Genomic DNA, 22,927 nt, shown 5'->3' with positions numbered 1-22,927 from the left:
GGCTGTCACCAGGCGGCCCGTACACGCCACCGCGCCGAAGCCGTCACGTTCCCGGAAACGGGCTCGTGACGGCTTCGGCGCGCACAAGGTGCGTGCCTGCGTGCCTGCCGGGGCACTAGCTGCGCTGGCCGGCGAAGAGTTCCAGGTGTGCGCAGTTGGGACAGCGGAACGCGTCTATCTGCCAGCGCGGCCGGCCCATCAGTCTGGCGCCGCCCAGCGGCCCTCGCTGAAGCGCGCCCTCGACCCACCGCGCGAACCCGCGAGAGCCCTGTCCGGAGTCCTCGACGAAGCCAGGCTCCAGCCCCACAACACCGCACTGCGTGCACCGTATGTCGTTCACGCGCGGGAGTGTATTGACATCACTTGAGACCCCGACGACCGGGCCCGGTCCGCCCGCTGGGGGCGTCAGGTCAGCGGCCCCGGCCGGGGCTGGGGTTCCGGCACCGGATCGGGGCCAGGCGGCTTCGGGATCGGGGACGGTGACGGTACGGGTTCAGGCCCGGGTGCGGGATCGGGCCCGCCCGGGTTCGGCACAGGCGGGGGGCCGGGTTTCGGCCTCGGCGCGGGGTCGGGGCCGCCCGGGTTCGGCACAGGGTCGGGGAAGGGTGACGGCCCCGGGGGTTCGGGGGCCGGGCCGGGGGTGGGTCCCGGCGGCACGGGGTCGGGATACGGGTGCGTCATGGCGGTCCTCCAGCCAGTCGGTACGTCGGCCCTCTGGACTTGTCTCCCGCGTACCCAGCGCCCGAGCCCCCACTCACCCCGTCGCGCGGGGAACGGCCCCTGGACGGCCCAAGCCGGGGCGCGCCGACGGGACGGAGCGGGGGACGAGCGAGGCCGCCCGTCGACGACGGGCCGGACGTTCAGGGGACGACCGAGGCCGCGCCGCCCGCTGGACGACGGCTGAGGGCGACTTCCCGGCGGGGAGCGCGGGCAACCGGCAGGCCGGGCCCCTCGCTCCCCGCCGGCCCCTTCCCTACCCGGCTACGTGCACCCGGCGGACGGCGTCCGCCGCGGCCGCGAGCCCGGGGCGGGGGCTCGACAGCACCGGCACCGTGGTCGAGGCGAGTCCCGCGGCCGCGGTCATGGATGCCTGGGCGAGGACGATCACGTCGGCCTCGGCGTCGCCGACCGCGTCGACGGCTGCGGCCACCGCGCGGGCGCAGCCGTCCGTGTCACCCGCCTCGAACAGCGCCCACGCGTCCTCGACCAGGGCCGTACGGGCCTCGACGGGACGGCCGGCCCGGCGGGCCTCCTCCTCGACCAGGGCGACGGTCGGTTCGAGGGTGCTGGCCACGGTCGCGAGGACGACGACCCGGGATCCCGTGGCCACCGCGGCGGCGGCCATCGGACGGTCCACGCGGAGCACGGGCACCCCGGCGTCGGTCCGTTCGGCGACCGCGCCGATGGTCGAGCAGGTGCACAGGACGACCAGGGCTCCGTCGGCGACGGCGTCGGCCAGCCGCGCCCGAACCTCGTCGGCCACCGCTTCGGGCCCCTCGCGACGGGCCCTCGCGAGCAGTTCCTCGTCGACGAGGTGCCGCAGTTCCAGGCCCGGGTGGTCCGCGTCACGCAGGGCGTCGAAGACGGGGATGTGCGTCGCTGAGGTGTGCAGCAGGGCGAGCGGCCCGTACCCGGGCGGGAACGGTGCCGGCACGGGGGTTCCGGCCGGGCCGGGGGCCTGGGCCTGGGCCTGGGGCAGAGTCTGGGCCTGGGCCATCAGAAGCGTCCCGGATGCGCCCCGAGCCACTCCATCGCGGCCGTCAGCAGTTCCGGGTCGGCCGCCGGAGCCTCCTCGGGGTGCCGCGCGGCCCACTTCACGACGTACGGGCAGAGCGGCGCCACGACGACGCCCTCACGGGCGGCGATGCCGTACAGCTCGCGGGCGAGGGAGCCGGCGATGCCCTGGCCCTCGTGCTCCGGTTCCACGATGGTGTGCACCGGAACGAGGGCCCGCGCGGGCTCCTCCAGGACGAAGTACTCGATGTGGCCGACCACTTGGCCGTCGGCGAACGCCTCAAGGCGGCCGGCCGGCCGGTCGTCGCGGATCTCGATGTCGCTCACGGGCACTCCTCGGGTCCTGGGTCCTCGGGTCCTGCGATACCGCCGCGCCGTCGCTCAGACGGTGACGGCCTGCGGGCTGCGCTGCTGGTCCGAGCCCGGTACCGGCTCGGACGGGTCGGCGCCGAGGGACACGATCCGGTTGTCGCGGTCCACGTGCACGACGCTCGGCCGCAGCGTCCGCGCCTCGGCGTCGGTGACCTGAGCGTAACTGATGATGATCACCAGGTCACCGGGGTGCACGAGATGGGCCGCCGCTCCGTTGATCCCGACGACACCGGAGCCGCGCTCCCCCTCGATGACGTACGTCTCCAGGCGGGAACCGTTCGTGATGTCGACGATGTGAACGAGCTCGCCGGGCAGCAGATCGGCGGCGTCGAGCAGATCGGCGTCGATGGTGACGGATCCGACGTAGTGCAGGTCGGCCTGGGTGACCGTGGCACGGTGGATCTTGGACTTGAACATGGTGCGCAGCATGTTGGACTCCTGAAAGACGGCTCCCTGCCCACTTTTTGCAGGTCAAGGGCGGCCCACACTGTACATCGACACGCCTTCGACTCGAAGACTTCCAGGAACATCGTGTGCTGCTGCGACCAGGCACCCCGCCTGCGCATTTCTGCGCCGCCCAGGCTGCCGCGGGACCACCGACTCGGCCATATACGAAGAACCGTGCGGGACTAATGCTGAGCGGACGCTGACTTACCTGACATCTCGTCAGGCGAGTTGGGATCAGCAGCACACGGTCCGCCCGGAGTCGGTTCGCCCCCTGCCCGTAGACGAGTGCGAGCTTGGAGCGGGACCGAGAGGTGGACTCACTCGGTGTCGCCGCGGTGAGCAGGCGTGCTGGGGCCATCCCAAGCGTCGGTATCACCTGGGCTCAGGGCCATGGTCGAGAAGAGAAGGCGCGGACCGGCACTCTCGGTAGCGTGACCATCTGCTGCATGCAGTGTCCATGTACCTGGCCGGTCCGACGGCTTCCGACGGAAAGTGATGAGGCTGCAATGAGTGAACTGACGAAGCCCGAGGTCGACGTTCCAGAGGGTGACGCTCCTATCGAGCTGACCATCCGGGACCTGGCCGTCGGGGACGGAGCCGAGGTCAAGCCGGGCATGGTGGTCAGGGTCCACCATGTCGGAGTGACTTTCGAGTCCGGGAAGGAGTTCGATGCCTCCTGGGACCGGGACCAGCCGTTCAAGTTCACCCTGGGCAGCGGCAAGGTCATCAAGGGCTGGGACCGGGGAGTGAGGGGGATGAAGGTCGGCGGCCGACGCGAGATCATCGTGCCCCCACGCCTCGGATACGGCAATCAGTCGCCCTCACCGTTGATCCCGCCGGGCTCGACCCTGGTCTTCGTGGTGGACCTGCTGGACTCGTATTCCAGCACAACCGGGTGGAGCAAGGCCTAGTGCCCCTGGCCGCTCCTCCCCTACGACGTGCTGCGTCGTCCTCCCAGGGGGTCGGCGCCGCCGTGCTTCTCGCTGCCCGTTCTACTTCCGCCTCCGCAGCGCCCAAGGGTTCCGCTGTGACTCAGTGCAGCCGACTCGTTCGGATAGTCACCACGGACTTCGGTGACCATACGGACCGCTCGTTTGCACAGCTCAGCGGGATAGGAGGAGGGACGTGCCATGACTCGATCCTTTCATGGAATCGAGTCATCTCCACCGAACCCGGAACGGTTCAGGTAGTCAATGGATCCAGCCACCCACCGTGGACGGCTCCGAGTTGGAACCTGCTGGCTACACCGCATCCTCTCGTTGCAACCGCGGTAGAGGGGATGGACGCGATGACCGCCTCTCAGGCGTTCTCGTCATGGATCCGCGCCCCCAGATCCTCCGCCCACTCCAGCGCCCACGCCTTGAGTTCTTCGATCTGCCGGGAGGTGAGCCCGTACGCGGTGTAGTCCTCATCCTCGTACCAGTCCGCGCCGATCAGCCGGTCCCGGAGGTCTTCGAGGCTGAACTCGTCGTGGGCGCGACGGCGGCCCAGGGATTCGAGGTCGGCGGTGGAGCGGTGGCGGGAGGCAGCCTGGACGTCGATGAGATCGCGAACGGTGCCGCGGTCGGCGAGGGCACGGACCTTGGTGCCGATCACGTCGTCGAGGGAAAGAACGGGGCCGTAGGGGGTCTGGGCGGGCGGGGCCCAGAACGCCTCCTTGAGGACGTCGACCTCGCACTCCTCGCCGGTGTCCGGATCGGTGACGAGGAACCGGCCGCTGAGCGGATCGGTCTGGACGTGCGTGGTCCGCCATCCGCGCGCGCCGAGGCCTGCTGTGAGTGAGGCGACGATCTCCTGCATCGGAGCGGGGTTCTCGGTGGCGACGTCGAGGTCACGGCTGAAGCGTTCGACCAGGCCGTGGGCCTGCACGGCGTATCCGCCGGTGAGGACCAGAGGGTAGGGGGAGCCGAGGTCGAGGATGTCGGTGAGGAGACGCTCGTGGAGCGGAGTGAGCTTCACGCGGCGGTCGTGCCGGCCGGAGCGGTGCGGAGCAGCTCGGGGAAGGCGTCCTCCCAGACCTCGCGGATGTAGGGACTGATCAAGCGCTGCAGCACGGGCCACTGCTCGGTGAGCAGCCGGTGGTGCAGAAAGGTCACCAGGTCCTCACTCAGTCCTTCGGCGAGGACGGTCCGGTAGAGCGTCATGCGGGACTTCGGACGGTCCAGGCTGTAGCTCGTCCGCCCGGACCAGACGATGTGGAGCGGCAGGTCCACGTTGCCCTCGACGGGGCCGGCCAGCTCCTGCAAGCGCTCGGGCAGTCGGCTGCGGTAGCGGTCCCGCAGCACCTCGGCGCGGGGGGCAGTGATCGTCGTGTCCATGCATCCAGTATTGCTGCTGGGAGGCGGCGGCATGGCGGATACAGGGGTCCCTGCCGTACGTACGGGTCGGGCGCCGCCCGCCCTTCCCTCGAACATCTCACCCAGTGGGCGCGCTCAGCACGTCATCGCCCACCCGCGCAGGCTCCCGGGTGGCAGGGCAGCCGCTGCCCTGCAGACCCGGGACCAGCCCCGCTCGAGGGCGCGGGTGACCATGACGCAGCAGGTCACGCGGAGGGCCGACGCAGTGGAGTCGGCTGCGGCTTCGGTCTCGGTGTCGGAAATGACGACGGTGCCGAAGCCGAGGCCCATGACGCCAGCACAGTGGACGAGAAGGACACCAGGGCGGGCGAGGTCGCAGTAGCGACCGGAGGGGGCAGGCGGCATCCACAAGGCACGCCGCTTCGGCCCCGAACGCAGCCCACTCACTCAGGACCCGTGCCGCGGACGAGCTGTCGAGTAACGCGGCGAACGTCCCAAGCGGAAGCCAGGCACCTGTGTCCAGGCTCCCGCCACGGCAGCCACCAGGTCAGCAAGCCGGAACACCCTCAAGCCCGATGCTGACCATTTGCTGACCTGAGCCACCCCACAAGGCCCCTGACCTGCACAAACGCCCAGATTCTAGATCTTGGACTTGAACATGGTGCGCAGCATCGGAACTCTCCGGAAAATAGGCTCCCTGCCCACGTTTTTGCAGGTCAAGGGCTGTTTGTTCAGCTTGCAACCAGTCGCATTTCCGGGCAGCATTCCCCAGGTTTTTCAGTACTCACGCTGACCAGACGCCGACTTTCCTGACGGAACGTCAGCTCTCGCTCGGTGAATCCGGATCGCGGTCCACCATCCGGGCCACCTCTCGCGAACGACCTGGATCAGCGTACGCAACAGACCCCGAAGATCCTTGGGATGGCCGCCACAGCGGGGGCGACCGCTCGATCGGCGCGTTGAACGGAATCCCCGATCCGGCGGCGCGCAACATAGCCGCCATTCACCGGTTGGCCAAACCGGCGATTCCTCTGATCATTATTTCGCCCTCGTGGTGACGCTTGGCGGTGGCACGGGTCCCGCTTGCATTCGGGGCCGTGGGTCCTGGTTCACCCCTGCGACGACGATTCCGGCTACTCGCGGGCCATTCCCGGACCCAGTCGCCGCCCGCCGCCGACAACGGTTCCGTTTCCTCAGGTCAGCGCAGGCACGGCACGTGTACCACCAGCAGACGAGCAACCTGCTGTCCGCCAAGGCCGGATCAAACCGCTTCCCACAGGCCCGCATCCAGAGGGGCGTTCATCGCGTCGTTACGGCGAGTCGTCCAAGGCGTCAGTCGGTGGACCGGCCGCCCGATGGATGTGGTGCTGTCGCCGGATGGCTTCCTCCAGGGCGATACGGATGCCGAGGTTGAGTTCGCCGGTGTGTACCCATGCGGTGACGAGTTCGGCGATGCGGCACAGAGTGACGTTGGTGCGCCGGGAGACTTCTCTCAGGACGGTCCCGGCTTGGTCCGCTCGCAGGCGCCCGAGCGCCATGACGACACCCGTAGCCTGATCGATGACCGCGTGGACGGCCCGCGCGTGCCGCCGCCGGCTCGCTTGCTTCTGCAGCGCCGCCCCCTCGTCGGCAGCGACGGGATCCTCGGCGCCCCAAGTCACGGTAGCCGCCGGCGAGCGATCGGTGTCACCACCGTGAGGCCACTGTCGGTCCCGGCCAGGGGCCGCCTGCTCACTCACCAGCAGTCGCCCCCGTTCCGGTCTGGGCCGCCGGGTCAATGTTCCAGCGCCTCTTCGCGTGCACGAGCGCACCTGCGCGTGACGAGCCGGGACACCTGCTGTCGGAGATGCCGGATCGGCCAGTTGTACGGCCCTGCTGCGCCATGTCCTCGAAGAGGCGCAGGCAGAGGGTGGCCCGCTCCCGGTCGGGCAGTTGCCGCGGCTCTTTCATGGCCTGCTCGCGGTCGACGACGACATCGAAGGAGGAGGCGGGTGTGCCCAGGGTGTCGCCGATGCGGTACCCCTCGTCGCCTACGGTCAGTTCGATGTTCAACGAGCGCACCGCCTCCCGCTCGAGTCCCTCGCCCAGGTCCATAGCCGCGCGAAGAGCGCGGCAGCACCGACCGGGCCGGTTTGGAGATGACGCCTCGAAACGATCAGGGCCCCGCCAGAGGCGGGGGTGGGGGCTTTGTCGGCGATATCGGCGGGTCATCATGTCGAAAACCATGCTAAATCTCTCCTGAACGGTTTGCTCAGGCTCGTACCGGTACCACTTCGGAATCGGCCCGACCAAATGGCCGGAGGTTCGCCGCGTGGTCATGCCTGGCCCACCGAGGAAAGTCGCAGCGTGCGCCTCCGATCCGACGCACGAGCTCCCGTGTACCCCCGGGCTCTCACATGCAAGCACCGCAGACGTGGCCTTGTGGCCTCTGCGTTCGACGCTCCGGATTCCTCTCGTGGTCGTTCAACGCCATGAGCGGGGGTACTCGGCGAGCCAGGTCGACCACGGACAAGGTGCTGAACAATCTCAGACGGCTCACTCCCGGCCCGGCCCGCGACATCATCACCCGCGCCGTGGAGCAGCCGCAGGGCAGCGCAGGCACCGGCTCCATCGTGGCGATCGTCGGTCCGGTGGTGGCGTTGTGGTCGGCATCCGGCTATGCCGCGGCGTTCATCCGCGCCGCGAACGTCGTCTATGACATGGCCGAGGGCCGCCCGGTGTGGAAGATCCTGCCGGTGCGCGTCGGTGTGACGGTCGTACTGATGGTGCTGGCGGTGGTCAGTGCGCTGCGGAGGCGGTACGCCGGCGGGCGATCGCCGGGGGCATGCCGCCGGAGACCGAGCCCTGCACCGAGCCGCGCGACAACCGGAATCGGGACGAGGAAGACGTACGCCGCCTGCACTAAGAACTCCTAACGAAATGATCTACGAGGTGGTTGGATCACTCCGGGACCGATGACGTCACCTCAGCAAGACTGACGTTCTAATGTGGCCGTCGACCGAAGGAGGCGGCACATGGCTGACGTCATGGATCTGATCTGCTACCCCATCAAGGGATGCGCAGGCACTTCGATGAGCGATGCGCTCCTCACGCCGGCGGGCCTCGCGCACGACCGCAGCTTCATGGTCATCAGCGAGGACGGGGTCTACCGAACCCAGCGCCGCCACCCGCGCCTCGCCCTGATCCGGCCCGCCGTCAGCGCCGACGGCACTCGACTCACGCTCGACTCGGCCGACAGCACAGGCCGTTACGGCACGGTGCGCCTCGACGTGACCACGTCCGCGCCGCGCCGCGACATCGATCTGTTCGGCGCCGCCTTCCAGGGGATTGACCAGGGTGACGACGTCGCTGCCTGGCTCTCGGAGGTCCTCGGCACCTCCAGTCGTCTGGTCCGCGTGCCGCCGGAGCACGACCGGGTCGCCGACGGCCTGACACCCGGCCCCTCCGGTTATGCCGACAGCAGCGCCGTGCACCTGCTGTCCCGCGCCTCCCTCACTCTCCTCAACCGGCGGATGGCCGAGCGTGGCGCCCCGCCCCTGTCGATGAACCGCTTTCGCCCGAACATCGTCGTCGACAGCCGCGACGGTCACGGTCATGACAGTGACGGCGGCGACTGGGCAGCCGTACCGCACGCCGAGGACCTCGCACGCCGCATCACCATCGGCGGGGCCGAGTTGGGCTATGCCAAACTCGCGGTGCGCTGTGCGGTCACTCTGGTTGAGCAGGAGGTCGGAGCGCGGCGGGGGCGGGAGCCCCTGCGCACGCTCGCGGGCTACCGGCGAGCGGCGAGCGGGGGCGTAGTGTTCGGCGCGAAGTTCTCCGTGATACGGCCGGGGAAGCTGTCGGTCGGCGACGAGGTGGTCGTCCAGGAGTGGGGCGACGCCGAACTGTAAGAACACCTAGTGCGATGACTTCAGGCGCCGCCAGCAGATCAGTGCGCACCCAAGGGTGAGGAAGGCTTCGTGGATGTCGTCGCGGATCTCCCAGCGGATCCGCAGGCGGCGGAACCAGTGCAGGTGGGCGAACACGCGTTCCACGAACCAGCGTTGGGTGCCCAGGCCGGAGCCGTGCTCGGTGCCGCGGCGGGCGATCAGCGGCTTCACGCCGAGGTCCCGGACCAGTCGGCGGTACTTGTCGTGGTCGTAGCCGCGGTCGCCCAGCACAACGTCCGGGCGGCGGCGGGGCCGCCCGCGCTTGCCCCGCACGGGCGGCACGGCCTGGAGCAGCGGGATCAACTGCGTGACGTCGTTGCGGTTGCCGCCGGTCAGGGTAGCGGCGAGCGGGATGCCGGTGGCATCGGTGATCAAATGGTGCTTGCTGCCCGCCCTGCCCCGGTCGACAGGGTTTCGTCCCGTCTTGGGCCCCCTTTAACGCCCGGATGTGGGAGCCGTCGACCGCCGCCCTGGAGAAGTCCAGGGCGTTCGCACCGCGCAGCTCGGCCAGAAGAACCTCGTGCAGCCGGGGCCACACCCCGGCCTTGGTCCACTCGGCCAGGCGGCGCCAGCAGGTCATCCCCGAGCCGAAGCCGAGTTCCTGCGGCAGGTGCTCCCAGGCGATCCCGGTGTGCAGCACGAACAGGATGCCCTGAACACCAGCCGGTCCGGATGCCGCTTGCGTCCCGGATGCCGGCTCCGCCGCTCGACCCTGGGCAGCAGCGGCTCGATCACCGCCCAAAACTCGTCGTCAACTTCCCACGGCTTCGGCCGAGCCACCCCACACCCCGAATCATCGGTCCCGGAGTGATCCAACCACCTCGTAGATCATTTCGTTAGGAGTTCTAAGGCGAAGCACGACCGCTGGGTGCTCGGTGCTCGGTGCGCACCGGCGGCGTTCCCCACCCTCGCAGGTTGGCGAACGCCGCCGGTTGTACAGCATCGAGGCGGTGGCCGTCGGCCGGCTCTGCCTGACGGCGGGTGGGACAGCGGCGGCAGCCCACGTCGGAGGCGCAGTCGGCAGGCGAGGCGAGCCTGGCCTCCATCCGGTTGGAGTTGGCCATACGGCCGAGAACTCAGCCGCCGACGTGGATGCCGGGCCGGCGCTCGGGGTCGGGTTCGTTGCTGCGGATGATTTCGCGGGTGACGGGAGCGGTGTCGCCGCGGCCCAGGAGGAAGTAACGGAACATGTGCAGCAAGGGACTTCCTTCGGCCCACGCGAAGTAGCAGTGCGGCTGAACCCCGGTGGCGTTGCGCAGGGCGAGCAGGATCGCCGCAATGGCGTTCGGAGCGGCCGGGGCCTCGGCCCGCAGGATTCGGTGACCGTCCACCTCGACGCCCCGGACGCTGAGGGTCTCGCTGAAGTCGGACGGATCGACCACGTCGATCTCCAGGAACAGCACGTCGGCAAGGCCGGGCACGGGGTTGGTGCCGCGCTGCTCCCGCTCTTTATGGGCGTACTCGGCGCTGTCGCCGGTCTGCCGTCGGTTGGCGATGATGTTGATGGCGTTGTCGTGCGCGAGGGTGTCGGTGATGAACCTGCGGGCTTCGTCGTCGAACACGAGCCGGTCGGCGCGCAGTTCGGTGGTGCGTGAGACCCGGGAGATCAGCGACACGGCGATGATGCCGGCGATGAACATGCCCGAGATGGTGATGCCGTCGGGCTTGTCGACGATGTTGGCCATCAGCGCGTAGGACAGGACGGCGGTGAGGAGCGCGAATCCTGTACCGGCCACGCGCCGACGGCTGCGGACGACCGAGACCGTGACGGCGAACGCTCCGGAGACCATCATGGCCAGGATGCCGGTGGCGTAGGCGCCGGCCTGTGCGTCGACATCGGCGTCGAACGCGATGGTGATGATGATGCACAGAGCGGTGTAGACGATGACGACGGGGCGTACCGCGCGTCCCCATTCCGGGGCCATGCCGTAGTCGGGCAGATATCTGGGCACGATGTTGATCAGCCCTGCCATCGCGGACGCGCCCGCGAACCAGAGGATCAGTATGGTGCTGATGTCGTAGGCGGTGCCGAACACTTCGCCGACCTTCTCGTGCGCCAGCCAGGCCAGCGCCCGGCCGTTCGCCTGGCCACCGGACTCGAACTCCTTGTGTGGGATGAGGACAGTGGTCACGAAACTCGCGGCCAGCAGGTAGACGCTCATGACGAGCGCGGCGGTGGTCAACAGCCGCCTGGTGTTGCGGATCCGTGACTGCTTCTGCTGCTCGGGATCGCTGCCTTCCGCGGAGATGAGAGGCATCATGCTCACGCCCGTCTCGAAACCGGAAAGGCCCAGCACCAGCAGGGGAAACGCCAGGAGTGCGGGCCCTGCCAGATCTCCGAGACCGCCTCCGCCGTCGCCGAGGGCGTCCGTCCACGCCGAGAACGCGCCCGGCGTGGTGAAGACGTCCACCAGGCCGACGCCGATGACAGCCGCGTTGAGCGCCAGGAAGGCCACGACCAGGGGGATGGCCACCTTGACCGCTTCGCTGAACCCGAGCAGGAACACTCCACCGAGCACCACCAGCAGCGCCACGGTGAGAGCGACCTCGTGGCCGTGCAGCGCATGCGGGAAGTAGGGGTTCTCCACCACATGCACGGAAGCGTCCGCCGTTGACAAGGTGATCGTGATGATCCACGAAGTGGCGACGAAACCGAGCAGGACCAGGACGAACAGCTTGCCCCGCCAGAACGGCAGCAGATCCTCCAGCATCGCCACCGACCCTGCTCCGTGGGGGCTCTCACGCGTCACCCGCCGGTACATCGGCAGCATCCCCACCAGGGTCAGCGCCACGATCAACAGCGTCGCCAAGGGCGAGACCGCTCCTGCCGCGAGGGCGGCGATCGCCGGGACGTAGGCCAGGCTGGAGAAGTAGTCGACCCCGGTCAGGCACATCACCTTCCACCAGGCGTGGTGCTCGGTGTGTCCCTCGCCTGCCGCTGGTCCGATCGGTTGCACCCGGTGATGCAGCAGCCATTGCGCAAAGCGTCCGGTCGGCTGGGCCCGTAGAGCGGGACTTTCCACCTCTGCCGGTATGACCGGTTCGTTCGCGACCTTCATGTCCCCCATCAGTCCTTCCAGTTCGTGCCCTCGGTGCCCCCGTCCCGGTTCACGGCACGGACGGGCGAGCAACGAGTATGCGGCCCCACCGGAGGTGTCACGACCACCGGGGCAACATTGCCGACCGTGGTGATGGCGCCCTTGTTCCCCGCAGCCGGCTCACTACCCGCCCGGTCGTGAAAGCATGAGCGCGGCGATCACGGCATCGCGGTCTCTGTCCGGACCTCGAGTGAAGGCGTGCACGTGAGGCAGATCGGCTGCGCGGACCTGGACGATCCAGCGGAGCCTGCCGGCATTTTCTGCACGAGGCGTCAGGAGTCCGGCGAAGTCCCTTACGCCGGCTGCCAGTTGGGTCATCTCGGAGCAGGCGCTGGTGAGAGCCCGGCCACGTCACCTTGTGAAATGCCAGGTGCGCTGCGGCGAAGCCGTCCGCGGTGGAGATGAGCTGGCGGTTCTCCGGCTTCTCGGGGTCCTTCTTCGCCGCGTCGACCTGCGGCCCGGTCGTAGGTGATGACGGTGGCGCCGGGCCGAGATACGCACGACGTGGGGCACCAGCCGGTGGGCGAGCTGGTACAGCAGGCCTCACAGCAGCTGACCGAGCTGGTGCGCGGCGAGATGAAGCCGGCACAGGCGGAGATGGCGGAGAAGGGCAAGCGCTACGGCAAGAGCGGTGGGCTCTTCGGCGGTGCCTCATTGGCCGGCTTCCTGACACTGCAGGCGCTGGTGGCCACCGTGATCGCAGTCGTGGCCCTGGTGATGCCGGTGTGGGCCGCGGCCCTGATCGTCACCGCCGTTCCCGGCGTCATCGCCGCGGCCCTGGCACTCAGCGGCGAGAAGCAGCTCGGCAAGGCCGCCCCACCGACACCCCGGAGCACGATCGAGAACGTCAAGGCCGACGTGGCCGAGGTCAAGAGGAGCACACCCCGATGACCCGCACGCCCGCCGACCCGCGGAGCGCCGCCAGCCCCGAACAGCTCCGCGGGCAGGTCGAGCAGACCCGTCACGAACTCGGGCAGACCGCCCAGGCACTCGCGGACAAGACCGACCTTGGAATCAGGAACTTTCACGCACTGCAGGCCGGGGAGCTCATGCCTCGCTGGGCTCAGGACGTTCGACGAGCCGGCCGCGTTCGAAGCGAGCTCCGGCCCGGACCAGGGCGACGAGGTGGGGCGCGTCGGCCACGCGCCGGCTCGAAGACGCCAGCCATGCCGGGACAGGACCGGAAGGTGTCGCGGAGCCTCGGAGCGCCGTGCCTTCCGGCGTTCAGGACGGTACGGCCGCGGGCCAGGGTGTGCCCGTCTCCGCGTCCCAGCGGCGCACGGTCGCGCCGTCCGCCGAGTACAGCACCGCACGGCCGTCCACCGATGCGGACGCGACATCGCGCACGATGCGGCGGTGACCGAAGAGAGGGGGACCGACCGGTTCGCCGGTCTCCGCGTCGAGGCGGTGCACCTGGCGGTAGCCGGCGACCGCCAGGCGGGGCCGGCCGCCCAGATCGTAGACGCAGAAGCCGTTCAGGTCGCCGATTCCGATCGGGGAGCCGATCTCCACGCCTGTCTCGGCGTCGAAGCGATACAGCCCCCGGTCCGAGCCGGAACGGTCGATGCATGCCAACCGCGGACGGCCCTCGGCCACATAGCGGACCGGAGGCTTCCGGGACGGCCTGAAGAGCGGGTCCACGGGCCGACCGGTGGCGAGCGCGATGCGGATCAGGTTTCGCTCGCCCTCGGGCGTCCGACGCTCCACCATCAGGTGGTCGTCGTCGACACCCAGCATTGCCGAGTTGTCGGTCAGCGCTATCGGTTGCCCGGACGGTACGCCGGTCCGAGCGTCGAACCTCAGGACCACGCCGTCGGCGTGTCCGACGAAGCATTCGCCGCCGTGCGCGGCCACCGTCAATGCCCGCCGTGCCGACGGCCGCAGGCGCAGACCGGGCCGGACCAGCCGGGTCGCACGCCAGTCGCCGCCGACCGGACGCCACAGCCGGGGGTGACGGCCGTCGGCATCCACGGTGACCACGCCGGGGCCATCGCGATCCACGAAGGGATGCACCCGCATCTCGTTCTTCGGGAACGGGAGGACATTCGTGTCCCAGGTGGAGCCGGCAAACGGCCAGGCACCTTCCGGCCCTGGATAGCTGAAGGTGTGGATCGGCTCGCCGTCGTGCGGTGAACGGAAGACCAGGCCCGATTTCTCTCGCGTGATCAGCATGCCGCCGACCACGGTGAGCCGGCCGGTCGGGCTGTCCAGCAAGGGCCGGGCCACGCCGCGCCATCGTGGCCCGTAGGCGCCGCCGAGCAGCACCCCCGCATCCACACCGGCCAGCAGGTTTCGCACGGGGGTATCGCCCGCGCGGCCCAGCCGGCTCGCCTCGGCCAGCGCGGGCCGCGCCGCGTCCAGTTCCGCACGCAGTGCGTCGACCATCGCGTCCAGCTCGACACCGGTCATGGTCGGCCGGTCCAGCGCCGCGTCCATGATGATCTCGATCAGCTCCAGTGCCGCGTGGCTCCCGAAGCCGGACGGCTGCGCCGCGATCCGGGCCAGGAAGCGCAGCGCGGGCGCGGCGGCCGGCCGGAAACCTTCAGGTTCGGCACTTACGGTCGCGTACCAGTAGTCGTAGTCCTTGTCCTCCAGGACGTCATGGATCCGGTCTTCGTTCCCGTCCTCCGCGGCCAGCGACCGTAGCGCCGAGACCAGCTCCGCCGCGTCGTTCGGACCCAGGAGCTCGTCCCACGGGACTTCGCCGAGACCGTCGAGCGGGCGATCCCAGCGCGGCTCCATGTGCGATGACCGATCCTTCCAGCGGACGCACGACTGGTGGCGGAACCGCGGCCCCGCCACCAGTCGTGACTCGGCAGCGATTATCAGAACAGATCGGCGATGAAGCCACGGGTTTAGGGGCCGCCCAGTTGCCGACCGCCCCGAGAACTACCGCCCCGACCGGACCGGCGACCGCTGCACCGACCGCGCCGAGGGCGGCGCCGCTGACCAGGCCGCCGACTGCCTCCGCCGCCACGTGGACCGGTGACGCGCCGTCAACTCCGAAGTCCGGCACGGGTAAGGGGGCAAGAAGCCGGGGCAGCGGGAGGTCCACCGCCCGGAGCGGCGACGAGCCGAAGCAGGGCAACGCCTATCGCAGCAAGCCCGACAAGAAGCCGAAGGTGTCGTCCAGTCCCGGCCAGTCTTCCTCGTCGCGGTCCAGGTCCGGCAGGTCCACGGGCTGCGCTTCGACCGCGAAGATTTCCAGGCAGTCGAGGAAGGCGGGCGGCACAGCGTGTGAGCGGCGAGGCCCGCGGAAACACCCGGCAGCCGGTGCGCGCTGCCCGGCCGGGACCCCGCCGTACGCCCGACCTCCGCACGTACGGCGTCCGCAAGAGGCCGTACGACACCCGTACGGCGCCCGCGAAACCCTGCACGCACCCTTCCCGGTCACTTCAAGATCGACACATGGAATTTTCCTGTGTCCGCCGCCCGAAGGGAAAGCGCGCCTCTATTCGGACATGCCGCACCGGAGAAAGTTTCTGATTCACCTATTGGCGTTTCGATGATGTGTGAGAGGAGTGAACGGGACGCCACCATCAAGGAATTGATCCGAATCGCGGCACCTCTTCCAGCGTCCACGGTTGACCGAATCAATGCGCCCGCACACCGTCCCACTGGTTCAACATTGACCAGCCAGTAACAACAGGGCTACCTTTCAACGCGTTTCGAGCAGGCTCAATAGATCGATGTTCCCGGGTTTCCGCAGGTCCCGCTGGAATCCGACGCGCCGCCATCGTTGTCGTACCGCATCCCCCACCATGCAGTCTCAGCTTGATTCGGAGAATCATGACGTCTGCTGTGCGTTCCGAGGACATGATCATCGGCATCACCCCGTTCGGCGAACCCGACGCCCGACTCGCCGCGGCGGTGTGCCGGGCTGGCGGGCTCGGCGTTCTCGACCTGGGCGACGGGGACCGAAGATCCCGTGACGCGCTGGAACGCCTGCACCGCCTGGCACCGGGCCCGTTCGGGGTGCGGATCGGCGCCCGCTGCCGGCTGGTCCCCGCCGACCTCGCGCCGGGGACCGGTGACGCCGGTCGGCCGGACACGGTGGTCCTCGCGGGCGACGCGCCGTGGCAGGCCGGCGACCTGACCGCCGACCACCGTGTGCTGGTCGAGGTCACGGACCTCGACGAGGCGCGGGCCGCGATGCTCGCCGGGGCGTACGGGCTGATCGCCCGCGGCAGTGAATGCGGCGGCCGGATCGGGGAGTTGAGCACCTTCGTCCTGCTCCAGCGGCTGCTCGCCGCACCCGACATGCCGCTCCCGGTCTGGGCCTGTGGCGGAATCGGCCCCCGGACGGCGGCGGCAGCGATGGCCGGCGGGGCGGCCGGGGTGGTGCTGGACAGCCAGCTCGCGCTGCTGGCCGAGTCCTCCCTGCCGGAGGCGGCCGCGGCGCAACTGCGGCCCCTGGACGGTTCGGAGACGACGGTGCTGGCGGGTCACCGGGTGTTGCTCCGGCGGGGCCCGGACGCGCCGCGCATCGACGGGACCGGCCCGGAGACGGTGGCGGCGGCACTGGGCGCACAGGATCCGCGCACCCAGTTGCTGCCGGTGGGTCAGGACGGCTTCCTCGCCGCCCGGTTCGCGCGGCGCTGGGGGGATGTGCGTCGGACGGTGCGCGCGCTGACGGACGCGGTGCACGACGTCGCATGCGACGACACGGCCGCCGGAGCACTGGGCACGGGCCCGATGACCCGGGCGCTCGGCACCCGGCTGCCCGTCGCGCAGGGACCGATGACCCGGGTCAGCGACGGCGCCGAGTTCGCGGCGGCGGTCGCCGAGGACGGCGCGCTGCCGTTTCTCGCGCTGGCGCTGGCGGACGGCGCGCGCACCCGGGCGATGCTGACCGAGACCCGGGCCGCCGTGGCCGGGCGGCCCTGGGGCGTCGGCGTGCTCGGCTTCGCGCCGGAGGAGGTGCGCGCCGCCCAGTTGGAGGCGGTACGGGAGCTGCGGCCGACGCACGCCGTCCTCGCGGGCGGGCGGCCTTCCCAGGCGCAGGCGCTGGAGCGGGACGGGATCCGCACCTTCCTGCACGTGCCCTCGCCGGGGCTGCTGCGGCAGTTCCTGGAAGCCGGGGCCCGCCGGTTCGTGTTCGAGGGTTCCGAGTGCGGCGGGCACGTCGGTCCGCGCGGCAGTTTCCCGCTCTGGGAGGCGCAACTCGCGGTCCTGGAGGACTTCCTGGACGACGCGGCCGACAAGAGCGGCAGGAACGACACGGGCGGCAAGAGCGGCAAGAGCGGCAGCGAGGACGCGGGCGACGGATACGGCGGGAACACGGCGGAGGCGCTGGAGGTGTTCTTCGCGGGCGGTGTCCACGACGAGCGCTCGGCGGCGATGGTCGCCGCTCTCGCGGCCCCGCTGACCTCGCGCGGGGCTGCCGTCGGGGTCCTCATGGGCACCGCGTACCTGTTCACCGAGGAGGCGGTCGCGCGTGGCGCGATCCAGCCGCTCTTCCAGCGCCAGGTGCGGGCCGCCGAGCGGACCACGCTCCTGGAGACCGCCCCCGGCCACGCCACCCGCTGCGTGCCGAGCTCGTTCACCGAGGGGTACCGCGAGCACGAGGGCCGGCTGCGGTCCGCGGGCGTGGCCGACCGGCGGATCTGGGAGGAGCTGGAGCAGCTCAACATCGGGCGGCTGCGCCTCGCGAGCAAGGGCGTGGAACGGGACGGCGGCGGGGCGCTCAGGCCGGTCGGCGAGGCACGCCAGCTCACCGACGGCATGTTCATGGCCGGGGAGGTGGCCGTGCTGCGCTCGGCCACCACCACCGTCGCGGCACTGCACGAGTCGGTGACCTCCGGGGCCGCCGGCTTCCTCACGCGGCGGGCGGAGGCGCTGCGCGACCGGCTGGGCGAGCGGCCGGGCGGAGCCGGGACCCGGGAGCCGGTGGTGCCCCCTCCCTTGGACATCGCGGTCGTCGGGATGGCCTGTATGTTCCCGCAGGCGCCCGACCTCCCCACCTTCTGGGCGAACGTCGTCGGCGGCCTGGACGCGGTCGGTGAGGTCCCGCCCGAGCGCTGGGACCCGGCCGTGCACTACGGGAAGGGCGACGACGGGGCCGCCCCCTCCAGCGGGACCGTCCCCTCCAAGTGGGGCGGTTTCCTGCCCCGTATCCCCTTCGACCCGCTGCGCTACGGCATCCCGCCGGCGTCGCTCGGCAGCATCGAGCCGGTCCAGCTGCTGTCCCTGGAGGCCGCCCGGCGCGCCCTGGAGGACGCCGGATACGGCGACGGGGGAAGGGAGTTCGACCGTTCCCGCACCTCGGTGGTGTTCGGCGCGGAGGCGGGCAGCGACCTGTCCAACGCGGCCACGCTGCGCGCCGTGCTCCCGTCGTACCACGGGCGCGTCCCCGAGGGCCTCGACGGCCAGTTGCCCCGGCTGACCGAGGACTCCTTCCCCGGCATGCTCGCCAATGTGATCTCCGGCCGGATCGCCAACCGGCTGGACCTCGGCGGCGCCAACTTCACCGTCGACGCCGCCTGCGCCTCCTCGTTGGCCGCGGTGGACGTCGCGTGCAAGGAACTCGTCGGCGGCACCAGCGATGTGGTGCTGTGCGGCGGCGCCGACCTGCACAACGGCATCAACGACTACGTCCTGTTCTCCTCGGTGCACGCCCTCTCCCCCACCGGGCGCTCCCGCTCCTTCGACGGCTCGGCGGACGGCATCGCGCTCGGCGAGGGCGTCGCCTGCGTCGTCCTGAAGCGGCTCGCGGACGCCGAGCGGGACGGCGACCGGATCTACGGGGTGGTCAAGGGCCTCGGCAGTTCCAGCGACGGCCGCTCACTGGGCCTGACCGCGCCCCGCCCCGAGGGGCAGCGCTCGGCTCTGGAGCGGGCCTACCGCAACGCGGGGGTGTCACCGGCGGACATCGGCCTCGTCGAGGCGCACGGCACCGGGACCGTGGTCGGCGACCGGACCGAACTGACGGTCCTGGGCGAGGTGTTCGGCGAGGCCGGGGCCAAGCCGGGGAGCTGTGTGCTCGGTTCGGTCAAGTCGCAGATCGGGCACACCAAATGTGCCGCCGGGCTGGCCGGGTTGATCAAGGCGACCTTGGCGCTGTACACCGGCGTCCGTCCGCCCACCTTGCATCTGGAGCACCCCAACGCCGCCTGGGACGAGGAGAGCAGCCCGTTCGCCTTCCACACCCGGGCCCGGCCATGGGCGGCTCCGGCCCCACAACGGCTCGCCGGTGTCAGTGCGTTCGGCTTCGGCGGCACCAACTTCCATGTGGTGCTGGGCGCGTACGCGGACGGCGCGGCACCGGCGCAGGCGCTGGACGAATGGCCCGCCGAACTGTTCGTGTTCCGGGGCCGGGACACGGCGGCGGCACTCCGGGCCGTCGAGGAACTGCTCGGGGCCGCCGAGGCCGACGGCCGGCCGTGGCGGCTGCGCGACCTGGCCCTGAGCGCGGCCCGCCGGGCCGATGTCTGTCCGGATCCGGCGCGGGTGGCGGTCGTGGCCGCGCATGTGGACGAGCTGACCGGGCGGCTGCGGCAGGCGCTGGCCGGGGAGCACGATCCCGCGCACGGCGTCCATCTCGCCCAGGACCCGGCCGAGGGCAAGGTCGCCTTCCTCTTTCCCGGTCAGGGCAGCCAGCGCCCCGGAATGCTCACCGACCTGTTCGTCACCTTCCCCGAGCTGCGCCACTACCTCGAACTCGGCGCCGACCACGCCGGCCGGCTGTACCCGCCCGCCGCCTTCGATGACATTGCACGCGACCGGCAGCGGGCGGCGCTCACCGACACCCGGGCCGCACAGCCCGCGCTCGGCATCACCGGACTCGCCGCCCACGCCCTGCTCACCACGGCCGGGGTGCGGCCCGACATGGCCGCCGGGCACAGTTACGGAGAACTGGTCGCCCTGAGCGCGGCGGGCGCCCTGAGCCCCGAGACGCTGCTCGCGCTCAGCTCCGAACGGGCGGCGGCCATCCTCGCGGCCGCCGGGGCGGACCGCGGAGCGGACCCGGGGACCATGGCCGCGGTCACGGCCGGCGCCGCGGAGGTCGCTTCGGCCCTTCGGGCTGTGGAGGCTCCGGACGCCGTGGTCGTCGCCAACCGCAACGGGCCCCGTCAGACGGTGATATCCGGCCCGTCCGGCGACGTCACGGACGCCGTGCGTCTGCTGCGCGAGGCCGGGTACGACGCCCGGCGCATCCCCGTGGCCTGCGCCTTCCACAGCCCTCTGGTGGCCGGTGCGGGCGCCCGGTTCGCCGAGGCGCTCGCGGCCCGTCCGGTGCGCGCGCCGGAGTTCCCGGTGTGGGCCAACCGCACCGCGACGCCGTACGCCGCCGACCCCGACGCGGTACGGGCCGGACTCGCCGCGCAGATCGGCGCCCCGGTCGGGTTCGTCGAGCAGATCGAGGCGATGTACGAGGCGGGCGCGCGGATCTTCGTCGAAGCCGGTCCCGGATCCGTGCTGACCGGGCTGGTCGGACAGATCCTCGGCGACCGGCCGCACCGGACGGCCGCCTGTGAGCCGCGCCCGGACAGCGGCCTGCGCGGCTGGCTGGACGCCCTGGCCCGACTGGCCGTCGCCGGGCTGCCGGTGCGCACCGGCTGGCTGCTGCGGGGCCGCGACGCCGTCGACGCGGTGCGCACGCCGGTGCCGAAGCGGCCCGGCTGGACGGTCGACGGACAGTTGGTGCGCACCGCCGCCGGAGACCTCCTTCCCGGTGCGCTCGCACCGGCCCGACGAGTCGTGGAGACGACTGTGCCGACGAACCCCCCGCACGCGGTCCCGTCCGACCGGGACGGCCGCCACGGCACCCACGGCAGCAACGGCAGCAACGGCATGCACGACCAGAGCCGCCAGGACGCCCAGGACGCGGTGATCACCGAATTCCTGCGCACCAGCCGCGAGATGGTCGCCGCTCAGCGTGACGTGCTGATGACCTACCTCGGAGCGGTGGCCGGGGAACGGGCGGCCGCGCCACCCGCGCCCGTCGCCCCGTCGGCACCGCGGGACACGACGGCCGCCGCGCCCCAGGCGGAGCCGCCGATGTCACCACCACTCCGGGGCACGGGGTCGTCGGCCGACCAGGCACCCGCCACCGGGTCGGCACCGGTTCAGGACGTCGACGTCCAGCAGGTGGTCCTGGAGATCATCAGCGAGCGGACCGGCTATCCCCTGGACATGATCGAGCCCGATCTCGACCTGGAGGCCGACCTCAGCATCGACTCCATCAAACGGGCCGAGATAGCCGGTGAACTGGCCCGGCGCCTCGGCGCCGGGGACGGCGCCGACCTCACCGGTCTCGACGACGCCGAGTTGGAGGATCTCGCGAAGGCACGGACGGCCGCCGCGGTGACCGACTGGCTGACCGCGCGGCTCTCCGGCCCCGCCGAGACGACCACACTTCCCGCCGAGGACGCCGAGGACGCCGAGACCATCCCGGCGGCCGACACGGCCGAGGCCTCTGCGACTACCGAGCCGGCTGAGGCGTCCGGGACGGTCGAGACCGTGCGCGCGGCGACCAGCGAAGCGGTGAACGGCCAAGCGGTGAACGGCGACCCGGCGGACGCCGCGACGGTGCGCGGCGAGGCGCCCAAGCGGTACCTGCTGCGGTCGGTGCCCCTCGGGCAGGAGGGTGGCGCCTCGGATCCGGCGGCCGTACTGTCCGGGACGCGGTGGGCCGTCCTCGGCGACGCCCCCGGGATCGGCGCCCGGCTCGCCTCGTACGGCGCCGAGGTCGTCGTACGCGACCGGGAGCATCTGCTCACCCCGGAAGACGGCCGGGTGGACGGGGTCCTGTACCTCGTCACGGGTGGCGCGCCGGTGCTGCCGGACGCGTTCCCCGTCCTGAAGGCCGCCCTCGCCCTGGAACCGCGCCGGCTGCTGGCCCTGCGGGCCGTGGGCGGGGACACGCCGGACACGGCGGCCGCGGGGCTGCGCGGCTTCTTCCGCACCGTGGCGCGCGAGTACCCGTCGACGGTCGCGCGGACGGTGGAGGTGGTGACCACGCCGGCCGTCGCGGACACGGTGACCGCCGCGGACGCGCTGCTGCTCGCGGACGCGCTGGTCGACGAGCTGTGCGCGTCCGACCTCACCCCGGTCGTCCTGCGCCGGCCAGAGGGCCGGTTCGGCCTGGAGCTCGTCGAGTCACCGCTGGGGATCCTCGGCGGCACCGGCGCGGGCCCGGCCGGTGCCGGTGCGGCCGAAGCCGCCGCGCTCGGCCTGGACCGGGACGCGGTGGTCCTGCTGGCCGGCGGGGCACGCGGCATCACCGCGCAGTGCGCCGCGGCCATCGCCGCCGCCGGCCGGTGCCGGCTCGAACTGCTCGGCAGGACACCCGCGCCGGACGGCCCGGAGGACCCGGACACGGCCGCCGCCCGTACCCCGGCCGAACTGCGCGCGGCGCTCGCCGCCCGCGGCGGGACGAGACCGGCGGCGATCAACCAGGCCGCCGAACTCCTCCTCGCCCAGCGGGAGATCACCACGACGCTGACGGAGCTCAGGGCGCTCGGAAGCGAAGTCCGCTACCGCTGCGTCGACTTCCGGGAGCCGGAGGCGGTGCTCCAGGCGGTGAAGGACATCCACGCCGAACACGGCCGTCTCGACGGTGTCGTCTACGCGGCCGGGGTGATCGAGGACCGGATCATCGCCGAGAAGACCCCCGAGTCCTTCCAGCGGGTCTACGGCACCAAGGCGACCGGCGCCGACGCCCTGCTCACCGCGCTGGAGGAACTGCCCGACGGACCGGCGTTCAGTGTGCTGTTCGGCAGCATCTCCGGCGTCCTCGGCAACCGGGGCCAGGCGGACTACGCGGCGGCCAACGACGCGCTCCAGACCCTCGGCTCGGCCTGGGCCGCCCGCACCGGGCACCGGGCACTGACCGTGCACTGGGGACCCTGGGCGCCCGCCGCCCGGCACGGCGGCATGGTCGGACCGGAGCTGGCCCGCGCCTACGGCCGCCGGGGCATCGGCCTGATCGACCCCGAGGAAGGCACCGCGGCCCTGCTGCGTGAACTCGCCTGGGGCGACCCGTCGGCCACCGCCGTCGTCTACACCGCCTCGGGCTGGTGAGGGGTTCGATGACGGATCCCGC

The 22,927-nt window shown here is 71.2% G+C and carries 15 protein-coding genes and 4 pseudogenes; 6 read left to right on the top strand and 13 right to left on the bottom strand.

What is annotated here, in order from left to right; all coding sequences use genetic code 11:
* Window positions 1-115 precede the first annotated feature (115 nt).
* From OG485_RS36975 to panD, 4 genes are all read right to left on the bottom strand, one after another.
* A complete protein-coding gene (locus tag OG485_RS36975) occupies window positions 116-340 on the bottom strand; it encodes a hypothetical protein (RefSeq protein WP_328672893.1) in 225 nt (74 codons plus the stop codon).
* A 633-nt stretch (window positions 341-973) separates the two neighbouring features.
* Complete coding sequence (locus OG485_RS36970) at window positions 974-1,717, bottom strand: aspartate/glutamate racemase family protein (RefSeq protein WP_328672891.1); 744 nt, start codon at window positions 1,715-1,717, stop codon at window positions 974-976.
* Window positions 1,717-2,061, bottom strand: coding sequence for a GNAT family N-acetyltransferase (locus OG485_RS36965; RefSeq protein WP_326784217.1), 345 nt, complete (start codon window positions 2,059-2,061; stop codon window positions 1,717-1,719). The genes OG485_RS36970 and OG485_RS36965 overlap by 1 nt, the downstream gene beginning before the upstream one ends.
* A 54-nt stretch (window positions 2,062-2,115) precedes the next feature.
* Entirely contained in the window at window positions 2,116-2,535 is a 420-nt protein-coding gene (panD, locus tag OG485_RS36960) for an aspartate 1-decarboxylase (protein ID WP_328672888.1), read from the bottom strand.
* A gap of 524 nt (window positions 2,536-3,059) precedes the next feature.
* Here panD and OG485_RS36955 point away from each other — a divergent pair.
* Window positions 3,060-3,464, top strand: coding sequence for an FKBP-type peptidyl-prolyl cis-trans isomerase (locus OG485_RS36955; RefSeq protein ID WP_328672886.1), 405 nt, complete (start codon window positions 3,060-3,062; stop codon window positions 3,462-3,464).
* A gap of 388 nt (window positions 3,465-3,852) precedes the next feature.
* Here the strand turns inward: OG485_RS36955 and OG485_RS36950 are convergent, their stop codons facing one another.
* The 4 genes from OG485_RS36950 to OG485_RS36935 all read right to left on the bottom strand — a co-directional run bounded on the left by OG485_RS36950 (window position 3,853) and on the right by OG485_RS36935 (window position 6,944).
* Window positions 3,853-4,512 carry a nucleotidyl transferase AbiEii/AbiGii toxin family protein gene (locus OG485_RS36950; protein ID WP_328672885.1) on the bottom strand — a complete coding sequence of 220 codons (660 nt, stop codon included), beginning with the start codon at window positions 4,510-4,512 and terminating at the stop codon, window positions 3,853-3,855.
* Window positions 4,509-4,871, bottom strand: a complete 363-nt coding sequence (locus OG485_RS36945) for a hypothetical protein (RefSeq protein ID WP_328672883.1) — start codon at window positions 4,869-4,871, stop codon at window positions 4,509-4,511. The genes OG485_RS36950 and OG485_RS36945 overlap by 4 nt, the downstream gene beginning before the upstream one ends.
* Before the next feature lie 1,289 nt (window positions 4,872-6,160).
* Entirely contained in the window at window positions 6,161-6,511 is a 351-nt protein-coding gene (locus tag OG485_RS36940; RefSeq protein ID WP_328672881.1) for an ANTAR domain-containing protein, read from the bottom strand.
* 70 nt (window positions 6,512-6,581) lie between these two features.
* Window positions 6,582-6,944, bottom strand: a complete 363-nt coding sequence (locus tag OG485_RS36935) for a hypothetical protein (RefSeq protein WP_328672879.1) — start codon at window positions 6,942-6,944, stop codon at window positions 6,582-6,584.
* Between the two features lie 401 nt (window positions 6,945-7,345).
* On the opposite strand from OG485_RS36935, the pseudogene OG485_RS36930 reads away from it, so the two are divergent.
* A pseudogene (locus tag OG485_RS36930) lies at window positions 7,346-7,660 on the top strand (YhjD/YihY/BrkB family envelope integrity protein); the annotation flags it as partial.
* A gap of 204 nt (window positions 7,661-7,864) precedes the next feature.
* Window positions 7,865-8,743: an MOSC domain-containing protein gene (locus tag OG485_RS36925; RefSeq protein ID WP_328672878.1), complete on the top strand. Its 879-nt coding sequence runs from the start codon at window positions 7,865-7,867 to the stop codon at window positions 8,741-8,743.
* Window positions 8,744-8,749: 6 nt separating this feature from the next.
* On the opposite strand, the pseudogene OG485_RS36920 reads toward OG485_RS36925, so the two are convergent.
* From OG485_RS36920 to OG485_RS36910, 3 genes and pseudogenes are all read right to left on the bottom strand, one after another.
* Window positions 8,750-9,562: pseudogene (locus tag OG485_RS36920) on the bottom strand (IS5 family transposase).
* A 296-nt stretch (window positions 9,563-9,858) separates the two neighbouring features.
* Window positions 9,859-11,841 carry an amino acid transporter gene (locus OG485_RS36915; RefSeq protein ID WP_443048839.1) on the bottom strand — a complete coding sequence of 661 codons (1,983 nt, stop codon included), beginning with the start codon at window positions 11,839-11,841 and terminating at the stop codon, window positions 9,859-9,861.
* Window positions 11,842-12,006: 165 nt separating this feature from the next.
* Window positions 12,007-12,219, bottom strand: a pseudogene (locus OG485_RS36910) (ISL3 family transposase); the annotation flags it as partial.
* A gap of 180 nt (window positions 12,220-12,399) precedes the next feature.
* On the opposite strand from OG485_RS36910, the gene OG485_RS36905 reads away from it, so the two are divergent.
* Together OG485_RS36905 and OG485_RS36900 are read left to right on the top strand one after the other, a co-directional pair.
* On the top strand, window positions 12,400-12,771 hold the full coding sequence (locus OG485_RS36905; RefSeq protein WP_443048838.1) for a phage holin family protein: 372 nt from the start codon (window positions 12,400-12,402) through the stop codon (window positions 12,769-12,771).
* Window positions 12,768-12,875, top strand: a pseudogene (locus OG485_RS36900) (DUF3618 domain-containing protein); the annotation flags it as partial. The gene OG485_RS36905 and the pseudogene OG485_RS36900, both read left to right, overlap by 4 nt.
* A 229-nt stretch (window positions 12,876-13,104) precedes the next feature.
* On the opposite strand, the gene OG485_RS36895 reads toward OG485_RS36900, so the two are convergent.
* Window positions 13,105-14,622 carry a hypothetical protein gene (locus tag OG485_RS36895; protein WP_328672872.1) on the bottom strand — a complete coding sequence of 506 codons (1,518 nt, stop codon included), beginning with the start codon at window positions 14,620-14,622 and terminating at the stop codon, window positions 13,105-13,107.
* Window positions 14,623-14,971: 349 nt separating this feature from the next.
* On the bottom strand, window positions 14,972-15,112 hold the full coding sequence (locus OG485_RS36890; RefSeq protein WP_328672870.1) for a hypothetical protein: 141 nt from the start codon (window positions 15,110-15,112) through the stop codon (window positions 14,972-14,974).
* A gap of 557 nt (window positions 15,113-15,669) precedes the next feature.
* Here OG485_RS36890 and OG485_RS36885 point away from each other — a divergent pair.
* A complete protein-coding gene (locus OG485_RS36885) occupies window positions 15,670-22,905 on the top strand; it encodes an SDR family oxidoreductase (RefSeq protein WP_328672869.1) in 7,236 nt (2,411 codons plus the stop codon).
* Window positions 22,906-22,927: the final 22 nt, after the last annotated feature.

The organism is Streptomyces sp. NBC_00328, assembly GCF_036139655.1.
Lineage (GTDB): Bacteria > Actinomycetota > Actinomycetes > Streptomycetales > Streptomycetaceae > Streptomyces.
Note: the sequence above shows the minus strand (reverse complement) of the source record. Positions and strands in the feature narration are given on the sequence as shown.